This is a genomic window from Achromobacter ruhlandii, from assembly GCF_902859695.1.
Classification (GTDB): domain Bacteria; phylum Pseudomonadota; class Gammaproteobacteria; order Burkholderiales; family Burkholderiaceae_B; genus Achromobacter; species Achromobacter ruhlandii.
Genome location: NZ_CADIJL010000001.1, coordinates 233,406 through 258,120, shown reverse-complemented (window position 1 = coordinate 258,120; position 24,715 = coordinate 233,406). Strand labels below are relative to the sequence as shown.

Genomic DNA, 24,715 nt, shown 5'->3' with positions numbered 1-24,715 from the left:
CCATCATGTCGGCTTCGGTGGCGCGCTCCGCGTCGCGGTGCCCTTCTTGAACCCCCGATCCCCCGCCATGAACGCCTCCAGCATGTGCGGGATCAACTTCTCGGCATCGACCGCCTCGCCGTAGGTCTGCGCGTGCAGCGCGGCGTAGCGGTCGAGGTCGGCTTTCAAGCTGGCCGGGCAGGCAAAGGTTAGCTTGACGCTCTCGGTCTTGGGCAGCGGCCCGAGCCGCAGCTTCTTCGTGCTCATTGCGAAGCCCCCCGGTTGAAGAACAGCGGCTGGTACGGCCGCAGCACCAGATCCCGGTTCACGATGACGCGAACCGGCAGGCCCGGCCTGATGGTCAGCGTCGGCTGGATGTCCATGTTGCGCCGGGTAATCTCCTGGCCGACTTGGTTGATGCTGTCCTGGGCACCATCGCGCCCGGCGATGATGATGCGGTTGCCGTCCTGGCGATTCTCCGGCGAGGCCAGCTCGGCACCGACCCCTAGCAGTGTCGTCAGCACCGCGCCTGCAACGATGCGATCCCAGTGCCAGTCCACGTCATCCTCCAGGCCGGAGTAACCGGCCGGGTCGGTGCCGATGAGGTTGTCGAGCGTCAGCGAGGACGTGTCGGGCAGGATGACCCGATTCCAAACCACCTGCACGCGGCTCTGCCCGTGGCTGACTCGGCTGTTGTAGCGCCCGAGGATCCGCGATCCCTGCGGAATCAGCAGGAACTTGCCTGTGGCCGAGTCATAGACTGGCTCCGTCACCGTGGCGATCACGTCGCCCGGAAGATCGGACTTGATGCCCGTCACCAGCGCGCCCGCGATCACCGTTCCGGCCATGACCTGATAAGGCGACGCGGGCAGCGCCAGATTGCCGGAATTGCGGGTTTCCGTAGAACCGCTTTGCAGGAATGCTTCGTTCTGGTCTTGCCGACTCCGCGCAGCGGCTGGGGCGGCAACCTGGGCCGCCACCGAGGCCGGCCCGGCAGCGAGCGGGTCGAAGGCCGCGAGCGCATTGGCAGCACTAGGCACACCCGGCGCCGTCTGCGCCATCGTGGCGGTGGCGGTGGCGACGGCCTGGCCCTGACCGCCCGAGCGGAAGAACACCGACGAAGCCGCTGCGGCTTCGGCCTCCTTGCGCAAGGCATCGTTCGGATCGTGGCCGGGGGCCGCGTAAGCGGCCACGGCTGGCTGCTGCGAGTTCACGATGGCCGGGCCGAGGTCGCCCGGCAGCGGCGGCCCCAACTCGGGCGCCTTCGGCGGCAGCTTCGAGTAGTCGGCCGGCAGGCCATCCAGCCCTTCAGACTTCGAGACGCGATCGACGTTGTAAAGCTCGGTCTGCTCGTTGGCACCACGCCGCTGCGGTTGCAGCGACCAGATCGTGGCCCCGAGCACGGCGACCGACAGGCCGCCGACGAGGACGGCCAGCGTGCGCCGGTTCAACCGGGTCACAGCACGCGGCTGGGCGCGCAGTGCCACCGCCTCGGGCGCGACCTTGCCCGCTTGCGGCGTGGCGAGGTCGGGAGTGTCGTCCTGGCTCATGGTCAGTTCCTCCGTGCCACGCCGTCCGTGCGCTCGATCCGCACCACGTCGCTCTTGTCGCCGCCCAGGCGCAGCTCGGCCGCGCCAAACAGGCGATCCACGATGTAGTACGGCGAGCGGAAGCGGTAGTTCACCAGTTGGCCGTCGCCTTCGGCCCCGATCACGAACAGCGGCGGAAGATCGCCCTGCGCGATGCCTGCGGGAAACTGGATATAGACCTTCTGCCCGTCGTCGAAGGCGCGCAGCGGCTTCCACGGCGGATTGCTGCCGCTGATCGCGTAGCGGAAGCGCAGGTTCTCCAGCGACAGGCCGCTATCGACCGGCGCGGCGGCGCTGGCCGCCTGCGCCTGGCGCTGCAAGGCCAGCATCCGGTCGCGCGGGTACTCCCAGGAAACCGACGCCATCCACGTCTTTTCCGTGGAAGTCAGCTCCAGCAGGTACGTCCTGCGGCTGGTGGTGATGACCAGATTGGTTTTCAGGCCCGACCGAATGGGCTTCACCAGCACGTTGACGCGCAAGTCGGCACCGCTGCCGCTGGATGTGTCGCCCACGATCCAGCGCACCGTATCGCCGGCGGCCACCGTCACCAGTTCCTCGCCCGGCTGGAGCGAAACCACGGTCACGCGGCCCACGGCCGCATAGACCTGATAGAGCGCGCCATCGGTGAAGGGCCACACCTGAATCGCGTTGACATAGCCCTCGCGCGTGGGCGCGACGCGCGCCTCGGTATTGGCCCGCGAGACGCGCACCTTCTCGTCGGCAGGTTCAGGCGCGGGCTTGGCGTCCTCGGCTTCGGGAGCCGGCATCAACTGCGCCGGCATCGGCAGCACCTCGGGCACGGCCACCACCTCCACCGGCGCGGGCGGCTCGGGCAGCGGCTGGGCCTGCACCGGCTCATCGAGTGAGATGGTCGGCGGCGGCTTGCCCTGCGTGGCGCAGCCCGCGAGGGCCAGCACGATCAACGACAAGGCGGATTTACGGAAAAGATCATTCATGGTTTTGCTCCTTCGGAAGAATCCAGTTCACGGCTCCACGACAGGCCGTTGACGTAGATGCCTAGCGGGTTCTTGCGCAGGCGTTCTTCGGTGCGCGGCGGCTGGAGCACGATGGACACCACCGCCGTCCACCGCTCCAGGCCCGCCGCGGCGCCGTTGACGTAGCGCCGTTCCGTCCAGCGCACGTTGAAAGACGTGTCGCTGGCGCGCACGACGCTGGTGATCTGCACCGTCACCGACTCCTTTCCGATGCGCGCGAACGGGTCGTTGACCCGCGCGTAATCGTTGAGCACGGCTGCGCCCTTGTCGGTCGTGTAGTCGTAGGCGTCGAGCCAGTTCTGGCGGACGACGATGGGGTCGATGGACAGCGAGCGCACCAGCGTCACGAAGCGCGCGATGTGGTGCGCCGTCTGCGCATCGCCCGGCCGGTACGGCGTGGCGGCTTCACCCACTGCGCGCACCTGGCCCGCGTTGTCCACCTCCACGACGTAGGGCGTGACGATGGACTGCGCCGAGCGCCACACCAGGCCGCCGGCCATCAGCAGCGCGAGCGTCAGGCAGCCGAAGGCCATCAGGCGCCAGTTCTTCGCCTGCACGCGCGGCGAGCCGATACGGTCGTCCCACACCTGGCCGGCAGCTTGGTACGGCGTGGCAGGCTGCGGCGTGTCGGCGTAGCGCACCTGCGGTTTCTTGAATCGCATGGTCAGTTCTCCTTATGAATCGGAATCGCGCAGGCTCGGCCCCTGGCCGGAGCCGCCGCCATCGCCACCGCGGAGCGTGTGGGCGGTGGTGGTCGCGGCCTGGGTGAGTTGCTGGCGGCGTTGCAGCCGCTTGGCCCAGGCGGGCTGCTCGGAGGGCTGTGCAGCGGCAGCGCCTGCGGGGGCTTCGCTGGTGGCGGCCTGGCCGGCTGACGCGCCGGCGTCGCCATTCCAGCCCGCGCGGAACGGCGCGGCCATGCGCTGCCCGGCAGCGGAAGCGCGGGATGCGGCTGCGCGTCCGGCAGACTGCGCGCCGGTCTTGGCGACGTTGCCCAAGCCCGCCATCGCGCCTTTGGCACCGCCGCCTGCTGCTGCGGAACCCGCCTGGAACGCCGACTTCGCGCTGCCAGCCGCCGACGTGGCGGCACGCGCGCCGCTGCCGGCCAGCTTGGCGGCGGCCGGTGCCATGCGAGCACCAGCGGCCACCGCACCGCCCACGCCCGTCGCGGCGGCACCGACAGCCACTGCGGTTCCGGCTGCACCGACGGCGGCGCCGGCCATCGCGCCTGCGCCGAGTTGGGGCGCACCGGACACGAGGCCCGTGGCGATGCCAGGGCCGAAGATCCCGAGCGCCAGCAAGGTGAGCGAGGCCAGCATGATGACCAGCGCGTGGTCGATGTTCGGTTCGGCGGGATGGACTTGGAACTGCGAGAACAGGCCCGAGCCGATGCCGACGATCACGGCCAGCACCAGGACCTTGATACCGGCGGCCACGACATTGCCCAGCACCTTCTCGGCGAGAAAGCTGGTCTTGTTCCACAGCGCGAACGGCACCAGCACGAACCCGGCGAGCGTGGTCAGCTTGAACTCGATCAGCGTGATGAAAAGCTGGATCGCCAGCACGAAGAAGCACAGCACCACGACCAGCCACGCGAGGAACATCACCACGATGGGGTCGAGGTTCACGAACACCTCGGGGAAGCCGGCCATCTCGCCGATCTGCTCCAGAATCGGCGCCCCGGCGTCGATGCCGGTCTTCGCGAGCCGGCCCGGCTGCAAGAAGTTCTCCATCGTGATGGACGAGCCGGTGGCGGTGATGCCCAGCCCAGCGAACGAGCGGAACACGATGCTGGCCAGCCAGTTGAAGTTGTTGAGGATGTAGGCGAAGGCACCGACGTAAAGCACCTTGCGCAGCAGCTTGGCGATCACGTCATCGCCCTGGCCGGTAGCGTGGCTCATGGCCCAATACAGCCCGGCGATCGTCATGTCGATGACGATCAGCGTGGCCGTGAGGAACGCCACTTCGCCGCGCAGCAGCCCGAAACCCGAGTCGATGTAGGTGGCGAAGGTGTTGAGGAACTGGTCGATGATGGTCACGTCATTCATGGCGTGCCCTCCGGGGCGGCGGGCAAGGCCGGCGCGGTGCCATCGGCCGGTTCCTCGAAGCTGGGCGGGATCGGCGGCATGTCGGCCAGCGTCCGGTATTCATCCGGCCCGGCCTCGCCGGAAAAGAAGCGCCGCCGGAAGGCTTCGGCGGCGGCGCGGCAAGCGTCCTCGCCCGTGGCCTCCCGGTCGGCCGCGCATTGCGCGCGCAACGCCTTGAGCCGCGCGGGGTCGGCAGCCAGGGCATCGGCGAGGTTGTCGGCCGGCTGCTCGCCGCAAGCGGCCAGCAGCACGGCACCAAGGACGAGGACGCATCGCATGTCGGCCCCCGTCAGTCGCGGTAGAAGTTGACGGACTGCGGCGTGTACGGCGTGCCTTCCCCGAGGAAGCGCCGCCGCACTTCGCGGGCGCGCTCGGTCGCCGCCGCCTGCCGCGCCAGTTCCAGCGAGGCGGCCCGGTCTTGCGTGATCTGGAGCCGCTGCGACTGGATCGACTGCTTGGCCTGCAAGGCGAGCAACTGGTTCGTGGCCTGCATCGCCTGCAACGCGCCTTGCGCCGACTGGCTCTTGCCAACCAGATCGGCCAGCACGCTTTCGTCTTCGCCCAGGTTCTGCGACACCTGCGCCTGCATCTGCATGGTGGTCTGCAAGCCGTTGAGCGTGTTCTTCCACCGCTCCTGGGCATCGCGGTACATCTGGTCGCCGCTGACGGTGGCGGCGTACTGCTCCGGGTACAGGCGGGCAAACTCCCGATCCAGATTCGTCACGTCGTAGGCCAAGCCTCGGGCCTGGGCGATCAGCCGCTCGGTCGTCGCCAGGTTGGCGCGCAACTGGCCGACCACGCTGGACGGCAGGCTGGCGAGGTTGCGCGCCTGGTTCATCAGCATTTGCGCTTCGTTCTGGAGCTGGCGAATCTGGTTGTTGATCTGCTCCAGCGTGCGGATCGCGGTCATCGTGTTCTGCACGAGGTTGGTGGGGTCGATCACGACCCATTGCGCATGGGCAGTGGCGGTGCAAAGCATGGCCGCGATGGCAGCGGCGACAAGGCGCTTCTTCATGGCAGGATCTCCTGTGGGTGGTCAGCGAAGGAACCCGGCGCGAGGCCGGGGAACGAGGGCAGCAGGTCAGCCGCCCAATCGAGGCCGCGATGGCGCAGCCAGGCGCCCGCGAAGCCAGGCGTGCCGGCGTCCAGCAGCACGCGGTCTATGTCGCGCTGGTCTTGCGGCGTGGAAGCGCCCGCAAACGCCAACGCTGCCGGCCCCAGGTCGAGGTCGAATAGGCGGTTGCCGAGGCGGGATTGGTAGTAGTAGTCGCGCTTGGGCTGCGCGGTGGCGACGATCTCGATCTGCCGCGAATTTAGGCCGAAGCCTTCGTAGATCGTGCGAATCTGCGGCTCGGTCGCCTGCGGGTTCGGCAGGAAGATGCGGCTTGCACAGCTTTCGATGATCGCGGGCGCGATGCTCGAATCCTTGATGTCCGCAAGCGACTGTGTGGCGAAGATGACGCTGACGTTCTTCTTGCGAAGCGTCTTGAGCCACTGCCGGATGCGCGCGGCAAACACGGGGTCATCGAGGAACAGCCACGCTTCATCGAGGATCAGCAGCGTGGGCGCACCGTCAAAGCGTTCATCGAAACGCGCAAAGAGGTAATGCAGCACGGCCATGACGGCGGCCTTGCTGTGCATCAGCTCCTCCATCTCGAAACCCTGCACGTCGGCCATGCCCAGCCGGTCGTGATCGGCATCCAGCAGCTTGCCGTGCGCGCCGCCGAGCACATACGGCGCGAGCGCCTGGCGCAGCGCATTGCTCTGCAACAGCACGGACAGCCCGGTCATCGTGCGCTGCTCCACCGGCGCACCGGCAAGGCTGCCGAGTGCCGACCAGATGGCCGCCTTCTCGTCCGGGCCGACCGCCACGCCTTCGTGCAGCAAGCGCCCCTCGATCCATTCGGCGGCCCAGGTGCGGTAGCCCTCGCGGTCGATGCGGGCGAGCGGCTGGAAGGCGATTTCGCCATCCATGCTCAGGTCGTAGTGCTCGCCGCCCAGCCCGAGGATGGTGGCGCGCATCGAGCGCCCCATGTCGAAGGCGAAGATGCGCGAGCCGCGATAGCGGCGGAACTGCATCGCCAGCGTGGCGAGCAAGACCGACTTGCCCATGCCGGTCGGGCCGGCGACCAGCGTGTGGCCCACGTCGCCGATGTGCGTCACCAGCCGGAACGGCGTCGCGCCATCGGTGCGTGTGACGATCAGCGGCGGGCCGCCCAGGTGGTCGTTCTTCTCCGGCCCGGCCCATACCGCCGACACCGGCATCATGTGCGCCAGGTTCAGCGTCGAGACGATGGGCTGGCGCACGTTGGCGTAGGCGTTGCCGGGGAGCGAGGACAGCCACGCATCCACGGCATTGAGCGTTTCGGGGATGGTGACAAAGCCCCGGCCCTGGATGACGCGCTCCACCATGCGCAGCTTCTCGTCGGCTGCGCCGGCGTCCTCGTCCGTGACGGTGACGGTCGCCGTCAGGTAGCCGAAGGCGACTTGATCGCTGCCCAGCTCCTGCAAGGCGGCATCAGCGTCGGCGGCCTTGTTGTTCGCGTCGGTATCGACCAGCGGGCTTTCCTGCTGGAAGATCGTTTCGCGCAGCAGCGCAATGACGTTCTTGCGCTTGGCAAACCACTGACGGCGCAGGCGGGCGAGTTCTTTTTCCGCCTCGGATTTATCCAGGCACAGAAAGCGCGTACTCCAGCGATACCCAAATCCCAGGCGGTTGAGGTCGTCCAGAATCCCCGGCCAGGTCGAGGTCGGGAAGCCCCGCACCGACACCACACGCAGGTGCCGGTCGCCCAGCATGGGCGCCAAGCCACCGACCAGCGGCGAGTCGGTCAGCAGCGCGTCGATGTGGAAAGGCACCTCGGGCACGCCGACGCGAAAGCGCCGCGTCGAGATAGTCGAATGCAAATAGGTCAGAGTCTGCGCGTCGTCCAGCCAGGCGATTTCCGGCATCACGCCATCGAGCAGGTCGAAGACGCGATCCGTTTCCGCGACGAAGGCTTGCAGCCGCTCGCGCCAGTCCACGCCACTCGTCGGCGTGTTCTCGTAGAGCATCTTGGCGGCTCGGGCGCGCGATTCCTCGGGCGGCAGGTACACCAGCGTCAGGTGATAGCCGCTCTCGAAGTGGTGGCCGGTATCCTCGAAGGCCGAGCGGCGTTCTTCGTCCACCAGCCACGAAAGCGGCTCGGAAAAGTCCGAGTGCGGGTAGTCGGCGGCGGCGCGGCGCTCGGCCTCGATGAACAGCGCCCAGCCCGAACCCAGCCGGCGCAGCGCGTTGTTCAAGCGCGCCGACGTGGCGATCAGCTCGCCTTGCGTTGCACTGTCGAGGTCAGGCCCGCGAAACCGGGCCGTGCGCTGGAAACTGCCGTCCTTGTTCAAGACGACACCCGGCGCGACCAGTCCGGCCCAGGGCAGCCAGTCGGCGAGCAGCGCGGGCCGCTGGCGGTATTCGGCGAGGTTCAGCATGGCGGCCCCCTCACACGTCCAGCAGCGGGCGGTGTTTGATGTGCCGGGCGAACACGGCCATGAACTGCGGATCGACGCGCGCACCCCATACCGCCAGCGAATGGCCGACGATCCAAAGCACGACGCCCGGAATCCACAGTTGCAGGCCCAGCCCGACGGCGGCGGCCAGCGTCCCGTTGGCAATCGCCACGGTGCGCGGTGCGCCGCCCAGCAAGATCGGCTCGGTGAGCGAGCGATGCAGCGGCACCTCGAACCCGGCTGCGAAGCTATCCGGGGCGCTCATACGACAGCCCCGCCCGAGAACGAAAAGAACGATAGGAAGAAGCTCGAAGCCGCGAACGCGATGGACAGGCCGAACACGATCTGGATCAGCTTGCGGAAACCGCCCGACGTGTCGCCGAAGGCCAGCGCGAGGCCCGTGGCGATGATGATGATGACGGCCACGATGCGTGCCACCGGCCCCTGGATGGATTCGAGGATGGATTGCAGCGGGCCTTCCCACGGCATCGAGGAACCGGCGGCCTGCGCGGTTCCGGCCAGGAACAGCAGCAGCGCGGCCAGCAGCAGCCCTTGCCCCGCAGGGCGGCCCAGGCAGCGCAGCCGCGCGAGGATGGACAGGTGCGAAGGCGGATTTACGGAAACACGGAAGGCATGGGCGTGCGTCATGGCAGTTCTCCAGAGGGATTGAGGGACGGGGATGAGGAAGTCGCCGCAGCGGATGCGGCATCGGGAACTGGCGACAGCTCGGGAAACGGCGTGTCCATCGCATCCGCCAGTTGGTAGCCAACGCCGTCGAAGCCGACGACGCGGGCGATGCTCTCGATGCGGCGCTTCCGTCCGCGCCCGGCGATGTGGATCACCACGTTGACCGCCTCGGCGATCAGCGCACGCGGCGGGTTCACCGCCACTTCGAGAATCAGTTGCTCCATGCGCAGCAGCGCGCCCAGCGCGGAACCGGCGTGGATCGTGGCGATGCCGCCGGGATGGCCTGTGCCCCACACCTTGATGAGATCTAGTGCCTCGGCTCCGCGCACCTCGCCGACGACGACGCGATCAGGCCGCAGGCGCATGGATGAGCGCACCAGCTCGGTCATGGACACCACGCCGGAGCGCGTGCGTAGCGGCACGTGGTCGCGGGCGACGCATTGCAGTTCCACGGTGTCTTCGAGCACCAGTACGCGGTCGCCGGTGGCGGCTATCTCGGCCAACAGCGCGTTCGCCAAGGTCGTCTTGCCGCTGCTGGTGGCCCCGGCGATCAAGACGTTCTGGCGCTCGCGCACGGCGCGCACCAGAAAGCCTGCCTGGGCGGCGGTCATCATTCCGTCCACGACGTACCGCTCCAGCGGGATCACGCCGATGGCGCGCTTGCGCAGCGCGAAGGCCGGCCCCGGCGCGGCGGGCGGCAAGATGCCCTCGAAGCGTTCGCCGGTTTCGGGCAGTTCGGCGGACAGCAGCGGCTGGCCGCGATGCACCTCCGCGCCGACGTGGGTCGCGACCAGGCGGATGATTCGCTCGCCATCGGCTTCGGGCAGCTCCACGCCCATAGGCGCGCGGCCCGACGACAGGCGATCCACCCAAAGGGTGCGGTCGGGGTTGAGCATGATTTCCACCACGTCGGGGTCTTCGAGCGCGGTGGCGATTAGCGGCCCCATTGCCGTGCGCAGCATCTGGATGCGCCGGTCGAGCGACGTGGCACTCATGGATTGGGGAACGGCACTCATGACGCACGCTCCCGCGCCTGAGCCGCTGCGGCGGCGTCCTCCATCCGCATCGGGTCGGGGTGCAGTTCCTCCACCACGTCGCGCACCAGGCTGCGTCCGCGCATCAGGTGGCGGCCAAGCTGCTCGGTGAACTGCTCGAAGCGCGCCTTGCCCTGAGCACGGGCCGCGTCTTGGTGCGCTTCGGGAACCGGCGTGCTGACGGTCAGGTAGTAGCGGATGAAAAGCGCCAGCGTCTCGATGGCGATGTTCTGGTCGCGCTCCATGCGCTCGGCCTGGCGCGACAGCCGATCAAGGCGCTTGGCGATAGCGGCCTCGCGCTGGTCGGCGGCATCGGGCGACAGCCACGATGCGAGCGCCGCCGCGACGATGGATGACTTGGACACGCCTTTCTTGGCGGCCAGTTCATCGAGCCGCTGGGCGTGCTCGGGCTGAATAAAGAGGTTCAGGCGGTAGCTCATAGCTCGATTCCGTCGTTGGGGTCGAGGGACGCCAGCCGGGCCACGCGCTGCATGGGCGGATCAAGCTGGCGAGGAAGGGGAAGCGGCAGGTCGTCGTCGTCATCGAGCAGCGCCAGGTCGGCCGCGGGCGCGGCCAGCTCGGGGTCGTAGGCGACGGTTTCGGAAAGCTCTGGCTGACGGCGCGGGCCGCCGTCGTCAGTGCTGGCCGGGAAGCCCTCGGCTTCTCCGGCGGCAGGCGGAGTCAGCACGGCGGGGATCGCCAAGCCGCTCCAGTCGTCAGCGCGCGCAGGCGGCGCGTCCGCGTACTGCCCGTCCGCCAGCGCAGGCGGCGGCATGACACGCTGCTTGAAATTGGTGTCGGCGTAGTAGCGCAGCTTCGTGGCCTTGATGGGGGCCACGCTGGACACCATCACCACGGCCTCATCGGGCGGAAGCTGCATGACTTCACCCGGCGTCAGCAGCGGGCGGGCCGTCTCTTGACGCGACACCATGAGGTGGCCCAGCCACGGCGCGAGCCGGTGGCCTGCGTAGTTGCGCTGGGCGCGCAGCTCGGTCGCGGTGCCCAGCGTCTCGGAGATGCGCTTCGCTGTGCGTTCGTCGTTCGTGGCGAACGTCACGCGCACATGGCAGTTGTCGAGGATGGAGTGGTTCTGCCCATACGCCTTGTCGATCTGGTTGAGCGACTGCGCGATGAGGAAGCTGCGGATGCCGTAGCCCGCCATGAAGGCCAAGGCCGTCTCGAAGAAGTCGAGCCGGCCCAAGGCCGGGAACTCGTCGAGCATCAGCAGCAGCTTGTGCCTGCGCGCTATGCCGTCCGAGCCGTCCAGCGATTCGGTCAGGCGCCGGCCGATCTGGTTGAGGATCAGGCGGATGAGCGGCTTTGTGCGGCTGATGTCCGAAGGCGGCACCACCAGGTACAGCGACACCGGGTGCTCGGCGGAGATGAGATCGGCGATGCGCCAGTCGCAGCGCGACGTGACTTCGGCCACCGTGGGATCACGATAGAGGCCCAAGAACGACATGGCGGTGCTCAACACGCCGGAACGCTCGTTGTCCGACTTGTTGAGCACTTCGCGCGCCGCCGAAGCGACGACGGGATGCGGGCCATCGCCGAGATGCGGCGTGGTCATCATCCGGTGCAAGGTCAGCTCGAAGGGGCTGGCCGGGTCACTGAGGAAGTTGGCGACGCCGCGCAGCGTCTTGTCTTCGCTCGCGTAGAGCACATGCAGGATGGCCCCGACCAGCAGCGCGTGAGAGGTCTTTTCCCAATGGTTGCGCTTCTCCAGCGCGCCTTCGGGATCGACCAGAATGTCCGCGATGTTCTGCACGTCGCGCACTTCATGCGCGCCGCGCCGTACCTCCAGCAGCGGGTTGTAGGCCGCCGACTTCGCATCGGTCGGGTTGAACAGCAGGCAATGGCTGAAACGGCTGCGCCAGCCGGCGGTGATCTGCCAGTTCTCGCCCTTGATGTCGTGGATGACCGCTGAAGCCGGCCAGCTCAACAAGGTGGGCACCACCAGGCCGACACCCTTGCCGCTGCGCGTGGGCGCGAAGGTCAGGACGTGCTCTGGCCCTTCATGGCGCAGGTACTGGCGGTCGTGCTGGCCGAGGAACACGCCCGCTGGCTGCGTGAGGCCCGCCTTGCGAATGTCCTGCGCGTTCGCCCAGCGGGCCGACCCGTAGGTCGTGACCAGGCGTGCCTGCCGCGAGCGCCAGACCGACATGGCAATGGCGACGGCCACGGCGACCATGCCACTGCTGCCCGCGATGGCTCCGCCGGTGTCGAAGGTTTCCGGGGTATAGGCGCCGTAAGAAAACCACCACTCAAACAGCTTCCACGGGTGATAGATCGGCGTGCCAAGAAGATCGAACCAAGGCGAGCCAAGGCGTACTTGATAGCCAAGGGCTGCTGCTGTCCATTGTGTGGCGCCCCACACTCCGGCGATCACGATGCCGAATACCACGGCGATCTGACCGAATAGCACGTTCGTCCCTTGCATGACCTCGCCTCCGATTTCTCCTGCGCTGATTCCTCATGGAAAAAGCGGCACACGGACGTGCCGCAGGCGTCAGGATCGGTGCCGGGCCAGTGCCGGTCAAAGACCGTTTAGGACAGAAAGGTCGAACAAAAAGAAAGAATTAGCGCACTGGCGAGCCAAAGAAAAACGCCGCAAGCGCGGGCGCATTGCGGCGTGTTGGGCGGAAAAATGAAGGTAATGCGGCGAACCGACAACAATCAGAACTTGGGCGATTCCTTCGGTGGCGTGTACGGGGTTTCTCCGTCGCCATAGAACCGCTTGCGCGTGGCTTCGGCGACCCGATTACACAGCACGTCGCCCAGCTTGGCACGGTCGGTTTTGCATTGCTGGCGCAGCTCCTTGAGCCGTTCGGGGTTGGCTGCCAGTTCTTCCACCGTCGGGATATTTGCCTCCGAATCGGCGGCTTTCTGCGGCGCCTCGGATTGGCCGCAGGCGGTCAATGCGGCCGCCAGCAAGAAAGGAATGGTCTTCTTCACGGCGTAGGTACCTCCGGTAGGTCAAGAGTATGGCCCGTGATGGGCCGGGGAGATTCCGGTGATTCGATAGCCTGCACACGTTTAATGAAGCGTGTCAGCACATCGGAGGGGAAATTCTCTGGGCGGAGCAGGTACGTCGTCAGCGGCGGTACACGGGACGCCAGTGGTCGCGCTACCACGCCCGGTTCACGGCTTGCGACAATGTGCGCTGCACCCGCCAGGCCAAGTGCGAAGCCTGCCGATACGAGCGCCATCATCAGGTCGCAGGAAGCGACCCGCTCCGCAATTAGCGGCTCCATGTCCGCCCGACGCAGCACTCGATCAACGTGTTTGGCATGGCCTTCGCACACTTGCGGGTCGCACAAGACAAGCGGGTAGCGCAGCAACTCATCCAGAGGGATGCGTTTGTGGGCCAATAGCGGATGCCTCGCCGGCACCGCCACCATAAGCGGATCGCTCCAAGCCGGTAAAGCGACGATGCCATCGCCTGCCTCCCTGGACTGCGCGAATCCTACGTCGTACAGATCGTCATGTAGTCCCTTGATCTGTTGTGACAGTGGCACCTCGAAGAATCGGATTTCGACCTCTGGTTCTTCTTGTCGGCAGACGGCGAGCAAAGCAGATAGGCGTGACGGGGTGATGCCGTCGGACAGCGCCACGCGCAACTGTCCATGAAATCCATTGGCCGCTGCCCTCACACTGTCCCGTGCTTGTTCCAAGGCGGCGAAGACGCGGCGCACGTGCTCCAGAAACAGTTTCCCGGCGCGGGTGAGTTGAGTGCTGCGAGTGGTTCGAGCAAACAGCACAACGCCCAGTTCTTCTTCCAACTCTTTGATAGCACGCGACAACGGTGATTGCTCGATGTGCAGCTTCTCCGCGGCGCGGCCGAAGTGGAGTTCTTCGGCTACGGCCCAGAAATAGCGTAGATGGCGCAACTCCATGAGAACTTCCCTATATATAGGCGTGTGCCGCCTTCTCCACGCGCATGCATATCTACAGCCTTGTCGCTCTGAAACTGTCAACGCGCTAGCAGAGCGTGTAATCAGACCGAGTTGTCGTAACTGAAAAACTCAAATGTTCGTGTTGCCGACCAACTTATCTTTAGGCCCTCACGATGCAGATTGACTACCCCATCAGGCGGCAATGGGGCCTCGTTCCAAAACAGACGACTGCCTTGTGGCGATCGCCTCTTGCTACCGCAGTAAGAGCGTTGGAATGCGTGACGAGCGCAATAAGTCCGTCGTCTTGCTTCCAAATAGCAGGCCGCGCAGTGGTGAATGACCAAATGCGCCCATGATGAGCATGTCAATGGACTGTTCTTTCACTGCCGTTGCAATCACTGTTTCGGCATCTCCGGGAACCAGTGAAACCGTCACCTCGAAGCCTGCTGCTTTCAGGGTGTCCCTGGCCCAATCAAGCGATTTGGGTGCGTCTCTGCTTTGCTTGCCGGACATCAGCAATAGGATGGGCAATCCGCGAAACAGCGGGCTGCCCGCCACCATTTCAACGCCGCGCCGTGTGACGGTGCCGCCATCGAAGGCGATCATCACCCGTTGGGGCGCCTTGAAGTCTTCGGTCACGGTCAGGATGGGGCGATTCAGAGCGCGAACCAGATGCTCGACATGATGGCCCAGCTCACGTCGCGCCACTTCGGCCCCTGCACCTCGTCGGCCCAGCACTAACAGACGCACGCCTTGCGCCTGTTCCACCACTGTGTCTTCCAGTGCGCCGTGACGCTGCCGCACATCGACGCGCGCCGCACCCGCCGCCAATGCGCGTTCGCGCAGTTGGTTCAGGAACAGCCGGCCTTGCTCTCTCGCGCTCTTGGCGCGTGCTTCGTCCTCGGCTGACAGTTGTGCCAACAGGCTTTCCTGAGCGTCGACGCCGATGGCACCGCTGTGGTCGTCGCCCGGTCCCCGCTCGGGATGGCTGTCGATCACGTGTAGGAACTCCAGCGGTGCATCCATGCGGTGGGCCGCCCAGGCCGCGCAGTGGGCCACATGAACCGCGTATCGTGATTGATCGACGCAAGCCAGCACCTTATTCTCGTTTTTCATGATCCGTTCTCCTTGTTAGTGGCCCGCGAGCATGTCGGCAGCGCCGTCCTTGTCGTGGACGCCGAACTTGTCCACCATCGTGGTGCTGGCCTCGTTCAGGCCGATCACTTCCACTTCCGTGCCTTCGCGCCGGAACTTGATGACCACCTTGTCCAAGGCGCTCACCGCGGTGATGTCCCAGAAGTGGGTGCGGCTGACGTCGATGCGTACTTTGTCGATGACTTCCTTGTAGTCGAAGGCATTGACGAAGCGTTCGGCCGATGCGAAGAACACCTGGCCGGTGATGGTGTAGGTGCGTATGCGGCCTTCGTCCTCCGTGAGGGAGGACGCATGGAAGATCCGGCCGACCTTGTGGGCGAAGAAAAAGCCCGAGAGCAGCACACCAACCAGCACGCCCTTGGCTAGGTCATGGGTACCTACCGTCATGGCGACAGTCGCGAGCATCACCACGCTGGAACTCTTGGGGTGCGCGCGCAGGTTGCGAAACGATGTCCAGCTAAAGGTACCGATGGCCACCATGATCATCACTGCAACCAGTGCAGCCATTGGAATGCGCGCCACCCAATCTCCGATGAACACCACCATCAGCAGCAGGAATACACCGGCTGCAAGCGTGGACAGCCGGCCCCGGCCACCCGACTTCACGTTGATGACCGACTGGCCGATCATGGCGCAACCCGCCATGCCGCCGAGAAAACCGCTGGCAATGTTCGCCACGCCTTGGCCTACGCATTCACGGTTTTTGTTGCTGTTCGTGTCGGTCAGGTCATCGACGATGGAAGCCGTCATCATGGATTCCAACAGGCCCACCACGGCCAAGGTGGCCGACACCGGGAAGATGATCTTGAGCGTCTCCAGATTCAACGGCACATCGGGCAGTAGGAACACCGGCAGGCTGTCGGGCAACTGGCCCATGTCACCCACGGTGCGGATGTCGAGGCCAAGGACGATCGCCACGGCGGTCAGCACCACGATGGCCACCAGGGGGGACGGCACGGCCTTGGTGATACGGGGGAAGAGATAGATGATGGCCAGGCCCGCCGCCGTCATGGCATAGACGTGCCAGGTCACGTTCGTCAGCTCGGGCAACTGGGCCATGAAGATCAGGATCGCCAGCGCGTTGACGAAGCCGGTGATGACCGAGCGCGAGACGAAGCGCATCAACGCGCCGAGCTTTAGCCAGCCAGCGATGATCTGAAGTACACCCGTCAGCACCGTGGCGGCCAGCAGGTATTGCAGTCCGTGTTCTTTGACCAGCGTGACCATCAGCAGCGCCATCGCGCCGGTGGCCCCCGAAATCATGCCCGGTCGGCCGCCTGTGAAAGCAGTCACTGCGGCGATGCAGAATGAGGCATACAGGCCGACCTTGGGATCGACGCCTGCGATGATCGAGAAGGCGATGGCTTCGGGGATGAGGGCGAGCGCTACGACGACGCCAGCCAATAGGTCGTGCCGGACGTTGGAGAACCAGTCCTGGCGCAGGGATTTCATCATTGATCTATTCCGGGGGCAGGCTCGGCCGCAGGCTGGAACGGATCTAGGCGCGAATGCCTCTTTCCGAACCCGGAATAGAGAACAGCCCAAAAAGTAAGGGCTGGCAAAACACAGCCAGTCGAACGTACAGCCTCGTGCGAGCGAAGTTTGAAATTAGAAAAGCGGCTCGCTGCGAGACTGATAGTTACACTGGTAAGAGCTCCAAATAGGTGGCTGTGTGCTGATGGGTAGTGCGGGGATTGTAACTGCTTTTGCGCACCGCAGCAAGTCCCGGCAGCGCGTCTCTTGCTAGGTTGCTGCCGTTCCCGATGATTGCCCAGACGCTTGGTAGCTTCTAAGGTCTCTTTCTTAGCGACCGCTCGGCGATGTCCGAGTTCTGCGACTCATGTTCAATGCCAGCACTAGAATGGGTCATGTCCCATTGCGGTCGTATGTCTTGGAAGCATCAGCCTGCCTTGGTTGGTCGGCCACTTCCTTGCGGCTACTTCTTCCCTGTGACTCCGCCCTGAGCGCACATCGTGTGCTTGTCGGCAGTCGCCAGGTTGACCACGAATAGCCGAGTACGCCTCACCCCCTGTCTTGAGGGCGTGAACCTCGTAGCTCATTGTCGGCAACATGAAAGTGTGACTTCCTCGCAGATGTCGATCTAGCGAGGATGTCGAGCTACGAGAAGATGGATGGAACAGCCTAAAGGGCATCTAACCATCAGATCCTGCGATTCCGCAGGCCCTCGCCGATCTGTCATGTACGGAGTCGGTGTGAAGACCGACCAACATAGAACCGACATGGGCCGACATGCGTTGCCAGACAGATTCCGTACAACCCGCCGACTCGCCTGCCGAATGGCCTTTTCATACCGTCTATCTTTGGGACGCACAAACAAGACTCGCTCCGTTGCTACTTCTGGTAGGGGCGTTCGGCTCATGGCTGACGGTGGACATGCTTCGGTGGCAGACGTTTCACCGTAGCCTGGATGTAGCGTTGCCTTGGCTTGCCCTGTTTCATGTGCTATGGCCACTGTTCGGGCCGCGCGGTGCAGCCGTGCGAGCGCAGTTGGGCGCAAGCTGGAATTGGCACAGTTCCCTGGCGCCTTGGTCATTAAGAATGCTCGGCCCAGGTCATCAAGGATTAGCCATCAGAGCACTGGTGCTATTGCTTGCGCTAGGAATGGCCTTTTCCGCCATGTTCTCCCGCACGTGGCACCAAGGACTGGCCTCCGTCTTGGTGCTGGCCGTCGTTTTGCAGATGTTGGGCCAACTATGGGTGCATTGGCGTGCAGGTGACGCACTGCTGCCAGCACTGCTACATGGCATGGGCCCAAGTCGCCTCAATGAAGCCTTGCCAAAACACGCACGTGGCATGGCACTGATTCTGACAATGGTGATTCCGGTCTGCTGGGGATGGCAAGAGGTACGCATTGAACCTTAACTGTCCTGTAGCAGAGCTGAAATTGGGGGTTGGTTATCGCCCGAATCCTCGCTGCCGCCCAATCTCCCACGACACCCTACCGCCGCGCACCGTGGCGGCAAGCTGCTGCCCCAAGCGTTGTTCGATCACCGGCTTCCACGGCACCAGACTGAATCCCATGCCGTCATCGAGCATCGCGTAGCGCCCGCTGGCGAGCATGACGGAGCGCCGGTAGATTCCGGCCACGCGCTGCCCGTCGGCGACCGGGCGATGCTCCAGGCCGGTATCAGCAGCAATGGCCTTCGCGGCCTGTGCCAGTTCCCGGTTGCGCAGCGTGCCCAGCAGGTTGCGCGCCAGGATCACGCGCTGCCCGCGCCGCTCGGCCAGCCCTTGTTCGGCGAGGAAGTCGGCGCGCTGCTGCATCGCCTGCTTGGCCTCGCCGCCAAACCCCAGGTCGCCCAGGCCAGTGCCGCCGCCGATCAACTGTTGGTCAAGCCAGGTGGCCCCGATCACGCGCGCCTGCCGCTCGATGGGCAGGTGCGATTTCAGCTCCACGGCCACGCCGCCCAGGCGCTGCGCGTCGTAGCGGCGGCCCTGCTCGGGCAGGTCGCCCGGCACCTTCCATAGCCCCTCGGCTACGCGCTCCACGATGCCCGCCCGGCGTAGGGCTTCCAGCCTGCGGACATGGGCCGCCACAACTTCCTGCGGATCGCGTCCGGGGACGGCCTGGCCCTGTGTCACGGCCAGGTGGTGGTCGGTGCGGTACAGGCCATCGCTCGCCAGCGCGGCAATGTTCCTGTCGGCCGCGCGCACGTCGGCCGATCCCTTCACCTCCACCACGGCCCCGGTCGGATAGTTCGCCAACTCGTCGCGGGCGTTGAGCGCGACGTAGTGGGCCTTGCCGTCCACGCCGTCGATGACCAGATAGCCCCGGTCGTGCAGTTCGTCGGCCAGCCCCTTCGCGGCCACGCGGCCGACGATGGTGCGGCCATCCTCGCCCGGCTCGAACACCGCCAGCTCGCGCGGCTGGCCGCTCATGGCCCGCTGCATGGTGCGGATAATGTCGCCGCGCTCGCCCAAGGCGCGCAAGGTCTTCTCGGCATCGGCATGGATGGCCCAGGAGCCGGGCTGCGTCTCGTCGGCCAGGCCCAGGCGCTGCAAGCGTTGCAGGCGGCCGATCAGCAACAGGCGTTGGCGCTGCAAGCGAGGTTCGTTGAGCCGTTCGACATGCACCAGGCCATCGTCGCCGGCCTCGCGCTTCAAGGTGCGATCCAGACTCGTCCACCGCTCTTGCTCCACCTCGCGCTGCAAGGTCTGCTGGATCTCCAGCTCAGTGCGCGGCCCCAGCCACTCGGTCGCCAGTTCGGCGGCGCGGTGGCGGAAGCCGTCGGCGATGTAGTCGCCCGCGATGATGAGGTCTTTGCCGGTGTCGTCGCGCCCGCGCACGACGATGTGCGTGTGCGGGTTGTCGGTGTTCAAGTGGTTCACGGCCACCCAATCGAGGCCCGTGCCCAGGTCGGCCTCCATGCGGCCCATGAGGTGCCTCGTGTAGGTGCGCAGGTCTTCCAGCTCCGCGCCATCCTCGGGCGAGAGGATGAAGCGGAAATGGTGCCGGTCGTCGGCGCAGCGTTCCTTGAAGGCGTCGAGGTCGGCCACGTCTGTCTGCGCTCCGTAGGCTTGACCCGGTTCACCGTCGCGTCCCACACCGTCGCGCTCGATGTAGCGCAGGTGCTTGGCGAGCGACTGCGGGCTGGCCCGCTGGTGATTCACCAGCAGCGTCTTGATGGTCACGCGCCGGGACATGGGCGTCAGCTTCGCGTCCGCGAAGCGCGCCGCCGTATGGCCGCGCCCCAGGCGCGAGCCGGGCCGCTGGCCGGTGCCACCCGTCGCGCCAGGACGGCGCACCGAGGACTTCCCGCCGCTGGCCTTGCCGGTCTGCTTGAGCACCTTGGAAACGAAGCTCTGCCCCTGTCCCTTGCCCCGGTTCTTCGGGGCGCTGGGGCGCACGCGGAAATCGTCATCGCGGCGGTCGCTCATGGCTGCGTTCCATGAAAGCTGGGGCGTGCCCCGGCGTGCGAAGCACGCGGGCCGCCCTGTCTTGGCGTGGGCCTCGCACCACACGCGGCACGGCGGCGAAGCCGCTCCGTGCCGTGCCAACCCCACGTGCAGACTGGCTTTCGACGCGGCCCGGTGCCGCGTACTTTTGTCTTGCCTTCCGCCTTTGCCCCTCGCTGACGCTCCGGGCAGCGGCGGCCCGGCGGCGTTGCTGCGCGAGCAGCCAGCGCGCCGGCGAACGCAGCGACGGCCAAAGGCCGGGCGCATTCGAGGCAAGACGCCTGCACATGGGAAGGCAGCGCGAAGTGCGGCGCCCGATACGTAGGATCGGCGCTCGCACGGCACGCGCGACGACATGAGGAAAGCCACGGGATCGGCACGCCCGATGGCACGACAAGATGCACGGCAACGTGCAGTGAGTCGGCGGCCATCATGGGTGGGCCTCCAGCCAGATCGGGCGCGCGACGCCGATCACGGCAGATGCGCTGACCGGCCCGAAATACCGGCTGTCGAACGACGCCGGATTGGTCACACTGAGAAGGAACAGTTCGCCAGGCCGAAGCTGCCGGCACTGCGGCCAGGATGGCAGCGGGCGGCCCAGCCGGTCGGCGGGCCGAACGGCAGCCACCGGCACGCCGTCGATCCACACCAGCGCATCGAAAACGCAAACGTGCTGCGGCGCGACTGCGCCTACACGTTTGAGCAGCGGCACGCGCACCGGCAGATAGCCGCGCTGCGCAGCGAGTGCGGCGGCCGTGGTCGGCAGCGGCACCAGCACGATGCTGTCCACGGACAAGGGACGTGGCAGCGAGGCGGTGCGTGGGTCGAACGGGTCGATGCGATACCAGCCGACCGCCACGCTGTCGGACGGGTTGTAGATCAGGCGCGGCAGCGGATGAACGAAGGACGCCCAGGCCAGCGCAGCGAGGCCGCAGGCGGCGAGGCCCGCGAGCACGATGCGAGCGCGCAAGCGTGAGCGGGTGTGCGAGCGAGGACGCGGCGCAGTGCCGCCAGTGGAAACGGCGGTCATGGCAGCGCCCTCCCGGTCAGCCAGGCGGCGTGCCGCTCGGTGGTGTATTCGGGCAGCGGCAGGCGCGCAGCAAGCCGGTTGGCGAGCGTGCGCCAGTACGCGGGCGAGACGGCGATGGCTGCGATGCCCAGCGCCTCGATGGCGTCGATGCGCTCCAGCACGGCGCGCACTTGCCCGTCGCCCTCGGCGTGCAGCAGCAGGCGCGCGCCCGGCTGCACGCCGGGGATGCGCTGCGCGCCGTCCAGCGGCGTGCAAGCCTGCATCACCATGAGCTGCCAGCGCACGGTGCCGAAATCGTTGGACTGCCAGCGCACGCGGCAGAACACCGCACCCGGCAGGAACACCGCGCTACGCCGCCAGCGGTCGAGCTGGTGCGTGCGCGCGGGTTCGCCGAAGCGCAGGTAGAGCTTGAAACGGGCCTCGATGTAGGCCAGCGCCACGCGCGTCAGCGGCGCGCTGGCGGGCTGGCCGGAAGGCGCGCTGAATGATGGCTGTGGCGCAGCCGTGGCCGCGCCAGCGGCAGGCGCGGCAGCAGGTGCAGTGGATGCGGTCATGGTGTGTTCTCCCTGCGGTTCTCGGAAAACTCCCGCTCCAGCAGGCCGCGCAGCAGGTCGGCCACGGTCACGCCTTGCGTGAAGGCCGATACCTTGATGCGCGCCCGCATGGCGGGCGTGATGTCGAGCGTGAGGCGGGCGGTGTAGAGGTCGCCCTTGCCCAGCGCATCGGCGTCGCCTTGCCGAATCCACGCTTCAGCGTGCGGATTCGCGGGCGGACGCGCGCCTATGCCGACGCGCTTTGCTGCGCGCTTGCCGTTCGGTGGTGGCTTCGCTGTCATGTCGTCCACCGCAGCAGTTCGTCCACCAGGACGGTGATTTCACGGGCGGCGGCGCTGTCCGGTGCCGTCTCGCGTGCAAGCCGGCCAGCGGCCACGCTGTCGGCGAACACGATGCGCTGATGCACTTCCGCGCGCAGCGCAGGAAGCGGCTGGTCGGCGAGCGCCTGGCGTGCTTCGCGCCCGATCACGGTGGTACTGACACGCCGGTTGATGACGAAGGCCGCGCGCAGCGCAGGCCGAAAGACTTGCGCCTCGCGGATCAGCGCCACCATCTCGGCGCTGGCCCACAAGTCGTAGGGGCTGGGTTGCACCGGGATCAGCACGCGCTCGGCCGCCAGCAGCGCGGAGCGCGCCAAGGCGGCGATGCGCGGCGGGCCGTCGATGACGACGTGATCGGCGCGGCGTGCCAGCTCTGGCGCTTCCTGATGCAGCGTCTCGCGTGCGAGGCCCACGGCGCTGAACAGCCGTGGCAAGCCTTGCTGGCTTCTGCGTTGCGTCCAGTCCAGTGATGAACCCTGCGGGTCGGCGTCCAGCAGCACGACGTGCTGGCCGCGCATTGCCAGTTCGCCAGCGATGTGGGTGGCGAGCGTGGTCTTGCCCACGCCGCCTTTCTGGTTGAGTAGCGCGACGATCATGGCTTGGCCCTCCATGTTGGAAAGCCCGGCTGTTGCTGCTGCGTTGATGGCCGCGTGGCGGTTATCCACCGCAGCGGCGTTTCCCTACTAAAAGTTAGAGAAATTAAGTTAGGGAAGTTAGAGGGCGCGCAAACCCAGTGCTGGCGCGGGTTTGCGGCCGATTTTGTTGCCTGATAGCACGATAGTTCGTTGCCTGATAGCACGATACTTCTGTTGCCTGATAGCACGAGTCCGTCCACAGGCTCTCCCGCACTTATCCCCGTGCCGTGGACGGCACGGGCCGGAACGTGAGCAGCGGCGACGAAAGCCCGGATACGTGCTCGATGCCCAAGTGGTAGCCGGGCAAGGACTGCCGCGCGACCAATGCCCGCAGGTCGGCGGCGAAGTCGTAGTAGCGCGCCACGCTGCCCGATTTGCGGTACAGGTGCTGAAAGTCGAACTGCCAGCCGTGTTCCTGCCTGCCGCCGTGCTTGCGCACCAGGCGGTACAGCCACCGCTCGATGCCGCCGGTCAATCGGAAATACGCCGGGTCGATGGTCAGCACCAGGGCGGCGTCGATCACGCCCGCATAGAACCAGTCCGGCAGGATCAGCTCGATGCCCAGCGGCGTGCCGCTGGCATCGGCCAGTTCCTTCCATTCGTTGATCCATGAGAACCGATGCAGGCGCCGGCCTGTCGTCTCGCGGATGGACGTGGCCACGGTGGTCGATTGCAGGCGATCCAAGGCCGCTTTGAGGCGCTGGTAGTCGCGCAGCGACGTGCCGCGCCCGATGAAGCGCAGGATCTCGTAGGGCGTGGCCTGCATCAGCCGCGACGGGCGCAGGCCCGCGTCGCGCGCTTCCACGATCTGGCTGGCGGCCCAGATCAGAATGTCGGCATCCCAAATCGTGGCGATGCCGTGCTCGGCTGTGCCCTCCACGCGGATCGTGACGTTGCCGGCCCGGAAGTCGATTGGCGCAACGCGCCGAGACTTCGCCAGCGAGAAGAACGGAAAGGCCATCAAGTCCTGGCTGTCGCGCGGCGCCATGTCGCCCGGCAAGGCGCGGAACAGGTCGAGCTGTTCGCGCTCTTGCATCGGCCGCTGCCGCACGGGCAGCGCGGGGCTGGACATGACGATGGCCTGACGCGCGCCAGCGATCAGCGCGCACGGCTGTCCGCCGAGTGGTGCTCGGCGTACTCGGGATCGGAAGTCGTCTCGAAGCTGCGGTCGGCGGCCCAAGCATCGAGGTCGGCCACGGCGTACATGACGCGCCGGCCGAACTTGCGAAAGCGTGGGCCGCCGCCGATCACGCGCTGCTTTTCCAGCGTGCGCGGCGACAGGCGCAGGTACTCGGCGGCTTCGTCGTTGGTGAGGTAACGCTGCGGCTGCGCGGCAGCGGTCGAGACAGTGGCGGCAGGCCGCAAGGGAGCGGGACGCATGGTGTGAACCTCCATCGGTTGAAAACGACCAGCCACACAGCGCGACCGGATGGAGGCAGTCTCAAGAAGCGAGGGGTTTTCGATCAGGGACGTTTTGCGTCGGCTGCAAAACGTCCCTTCTCAAGCGGCGCAAGCTGTGCTAGGCGGCGATAGCCGCCGCGCATCAGCGCATCGCCGCGCCGTACCAGACGGCGCACGCGGGCGCGCAGATCACCGTCGGCGTGCCAGTCGGCCGCCACGGCATCGGCGCCGAACAGCCCTTCGGCGATTTCGCGCAAGGACGCGCCCGCCAGGGCTGCGTCGAGCGCCTGCAAGGTGTGCAGTTCCAGCAGCGCGGCGAGTGTCGGCCGGGGCTTCGTATCGGCCATGTCGGAGCTGGGCAGATGCCCATGCACCGGCGCGGCAGCGCCGCCGCGGTGGGCATAGGCGACAGCCATGCCGTCCTCCAGGCCGGGCGCCAGCACGAAGCGCACGCATCGGCCAGGGCTGCGCGCGATCAGCGCCAGCCCTTTGCCGTCATGCAGCAGTTGCTTGTGCCCAGGGATGTGCCAGAACGCAAAGACCGCCGCATCGAGCGGCGGGTCGGCGTCGGGATAGAGCTGCACCACGGCAGCGTGGCCGGGCAGCCAGGCTGGATGCGCGTCGCGCACATCCAGCACCGGGTCTTCCAGAAGGCGCAAGCCCCAGCGATGCGCCGCGTCCTGTGCCGCCTGCGGCCGGCGATGACGGCGCAGCCAGTCGAGCCGGTAGTCGGGATGCCTGCGCAGGTATTCCCAGGCGAGCGCGAGGTCGTCCAAATGCAGCGCGTACAGGTACGCGGCAGTCGGATACCAAGGCTCGGCGCTGCGATCGACCATGACGCAACCTCCCTGCGAACAGGACTGGCCGCCACGGAAGAACTACGCGCTACATCGGTATCGTCAGAACGTCATGGGTTAAAAAAGATGGATGGACCTGTCAAGACCGATTGGCTCCGA

At 66.4% G+C, this 24,715-nt stretch carries 25 protein-coding genes; all 25 read right to left on the bottom strand.

The window, feature by feature from the left end:
- Nucleotides 1–3: 3 nt before the first annotated feature.
- The 25 genes from HV742_RS01130 to HV742_RS01010 all read right to left on the bottom strand — a co-directional run bounded on the left by HV742_RS01130 (nt 4) and on the right by HV742_RS01010 (nt 24,595).
- Nucleotides 4–246, bottom strand: coding sequence for a DUF2274 domain-containing protein (locus HV742_RS01130; RefSeq protein WP_023121617.1), 243 nt, complete (start codon nt 244–246; stop codon nt 4–6).
- Nucleotides 243–1,529 (bottom strand): TraB/TrbI/VirB10 family type IV secretion system protein, encoded by a 1,287-nt coding sequence (locus HV742_RS01125; protein WP_023121618.1) that lies wholly within the window; start codon nt 1,527–1,529, stop codon nt 243–245. Before HV742_RS01125 ends, HV742_RS01130 begins: the two co-directional genes overlap by 4 nt.
- Nucleotides 1,530–1,531: 2 nt before the next feature.
- A complete protein-coding gene (gene trbG, locus HV742_RS01120) occupies nt 1,532–2,524 on the bottom strand; it encodes a P-type conjugative transfer protein TrbG (protein ID WP_023121619.1) in 993 nt (330 codons plus the stop codon).
- Nucleotides 2,521–3,225, bottom strand: a complete 705-nt coding sequence (trbF, locus tag HV742_RS01115) for a conjugal transfer protein TrbF (protein ID WP_023121620.1) — start codon at nt 3,223–3,225, stop codon at nt 2,521–2,523. Before trbF ends, trbG begins: the two co-directional genes overlap by 4 nt.
- 12 nt (nt 3,226–3,237) lie before the next feature.
- Nucleotides 3,238–4,608, bottom strand: a complete 1,371-nt coding sequence (gene trbL / locus HV742_RS01110; protein WP_023121621.1) for a P-type conjugative transfer protein TrbL — start codon at nt 4,606–4,608, stop codon at nt 3,238–3,240.
- Complete coding sequence (locus HV742_RS01105; RefSeq protein WP_023121622.1) at nt 4,605–4,925, bottom strand: hypothetical protein; 321 nt, start codon at nt 4,923–4,925, stop codon at nt 4,605–4,607. The genes trbL and HV742_RS01105 overlap by 4 nt, the downstream gene beginning before the upstream one ends.
- 11 nt (nt 4,926–4,936) lie before the next feature.
- Nucleotides 4,937–5,662, bottom strand: a complete 726-nt coding sequence (trbJ, locus tag HV742_RS01100) for a P-type conjugative transfer protein TrbJ (RefSeq protein WP_023121623.1) — start codon at nt 5,660–5,662, stop codon at nt 4,937–4,939.
- On the bottom strand, nt 5,659–8,112 hold the full coding sequence (trbE, locus tag HV742_RS01095; RefSeq protein WP_023121624.1) for a conjugal transfer protein TrbE: 2,454 nt from the start codon (nt 8,110–8,112) through the stop codon (nt 5,659–5,661). The genes trbJ and trbE overlap by 4 nt, the downstream gene beginning before the upstream one ends.
- Nucleotides 8,113–8,122: 10 nt before the next feature.
- The gene (locus tag HV742_RS01090) at nt 8,123–8,395 is read right to left on the bottom strand and encodes a VirB3 family type IV secretion system protein (protein WP_023121625.1); all 273 of its coding nucleotides are present in this window, start codon (nt 8,393–8,395) and stop codon (nt 8,123–8,125) included.
- Nucleotides 8,392–8,778, bottom strand: coding sequence for a TrbC/VirB2 family type IV secretion system protein (locus tag HV742_RS01085; RefSeq protein WP_023121626.1), 387 nt, complete (start codon nt 8,776–8,778; stop codon nt 8,392–8,394). The genes HV742_RS01090 and HV742_RS01085 overlap by 4 nt, the downstream gene beginning before the upstream one ends.
- Entirely contained in the window at nt 8,775–9,833 is a 1,059-nt protein-coding gene (trbB, locus tag HV742_RS01080) for a P-type conjugative transfer ATPase TrbB (RefSeq protein ID WP_023121627.1), read from the bottom strand. The genes HV742_RS01085 and trbB overlap by 4 nt, the downstream gene beginning before the upstream one ends.
- Nucleotides 9,830–10,291, bottom strand: a complete 462-nt coding sequence (locus HV742_RS01075; protein ID WP_023121628.1) for a hypothetical protein — start codon at nt 10,289–10,291, stop codon at nt 9,830–9,832. Before HV742_RS01075 ends, trbB begins: the two co-directional genes overlap by 4 nt.
- Nucleotides 10,288–12,291: a conjugal transfer protein TraG gene (locus tag HV742_RS01070; protein WP_033457389.1), complete on the bottom strand. Its 2,004-nt coding sequence runs from the start codon at nt 12,289–12,291 to the stop codon at nt 10,288–10,290. Before HV742_RS01070 ends, HV742_RS01075 begins: the two co-directional genes overlap by 4 nt.
- 236 nt (nt 12,292–12,527) lie before the next feature.
- Nucleotides 12,528–12,806: an EexN family lipoprotein gene (locus tag HV742_RS01065; protein WP_023121630.1), complete on the bottom strand. Its 279-nt coding sequence runs from the start codon at nt 12,804–12,806 to the stop codon at nt 12,528–12,530.
- Entirely contained in the window at nt 12,803–13,747 is a 945-nt protein-coding gene (locus tag HV742_RS01060; RefSeq protein ID WP_023121631.1) for a LysR family transcriptional regulator, read from the bottom strand. The genes HV742_RS01065 and HV742_RS01060 overlap by 4 nt, the downstream gene beginning before the upstream one ends.
- Before the next feature lie 252 nt (nt 13,748–13,999).
- Nucleotides 14,000–14,863 (bottom strand): universal stress protein, encoded by an 864-nt coding sequence (locus HV742_RS01055; protein WP_023121632.1) that lies wholly within the window; start codon nt 14,861–14,863, stop codon nt 14,000–14,002.
- 15 nt (nt 14,864–14,878) lie between these two features.
- On the bottom strand, nt 14,879–16,357 hold the full coding sequence (locus HV742_RS01050) for a SulP family inorganic anion transporter (RefSeq protein WP_023121633.1): 1,479 nt from the start codon (nt 16,355–16,357) through the stop codon (nt 14,879–14,881).
- Between the two features lie 1,461 nt (nt 16,358–17,818).
- Nucleotides 17,819–19,801 carry a relaxase/mobilization nuclease domain-containing protein gene (locus tag HV742_RS01045; protein ID WP_175144309.1) on the bottom strand — a complete coding sequence of 661 codons (1,983 nt, stop codon included), beginning with the start codon at nt 19,799–19,801 and terminating at the stop codon, nt 17,819–17,821.
- Between the two features lie 448 nt (nt 19,802–20,249).
- A complete protein-coding gene (locus HV742_RS01040) occupies nt 20,250–20,849 on the bottom strand; it encodes a S26 family signal peptidase (RefSeq protein ID WP_033457388.1) in 600 nt (199 codons plus the stop codon).
- Nucleotides 20,846–21,403: a DUF2840 domain-containing protein gene (locus HV742_RS01035; RefSeq protein ID WP_023121637.1), complete on the bottom strand. Its 558-nt coding sequence runs from the start codon at nt 21,401–21,403 to the stop codon at nt 20,846–20,848. Before HV742_RS01035 ends, HV742_RS01040 begins: the two co-directional genes overlap by 4 nt.
- Nucleotides 21,400–21,684, bottom strand: a complete 285-nt coding sequence (locus HV742_RS01030; protein ID WP_023121638.1) for a hypothetical protein — start codon at nt 21,682–21,684, stop codon at nt 21,400–21,402. The genes HV742_RS01035 and HV742_RS01030 overlap by 4 nt, the downstream gene beginning before the upstream one ends.
- Nucleotides 21,681–22,319 (bottom strand): ParA family partition ATPase, encoded by a 639-nt coding sequence (gene parA / locus HV742_RS01025; RefSeq protein WP_023121639.1) that lies wholly within the window; start codon nt 22,317–22,319, stop codon nt 21,681–21,683. Before parA ends, HV742_RS01030 begins: the two co-directional genes overlap by 4 nt.
- 253 nt (nt 22,320–22,572) lie before the next feature.
- The gene (locus tag HV742_RS01020) at nt 22,573–23,430 is read right to left on the bottom strand and encodes a replication initiator protein A (protein ID WP_023121640.1); all 858 of its coding nucleotides are present in this window, start codon (nt 23,428–23,430) and stop codon (nt 22,573–22,575) included.
- A gap of 26 nt (nt 23,431–23,456) precedes the next feature.
- Nucleotides 23,457–23,738 (bottom strand): helix-turn-helix transcriptional regulator, encoded by a 282-nt coding sequence (locus tag HV742_RS01015; protein ID WP_003107109.1) that lies wholly within the window; start codon nt 23,736–23,738, stop codon nt 23,457–23,459.
- Nucleotides 23,739–23,821: 83 nt separating this feature from the next.
- Complete coding sequence (locus HV742_RS01010) at nt 23,822–24,595, bottom strand: DUF2285 domain-containing protein (RefSeq protein WP_023121641.1); 774 nt, start codon at nt 24,593–24,595, stop codon at nt 23,822–23,824.
- Nucleotides 24,596–24,715 lie beyond the last annotated feature (120 nt).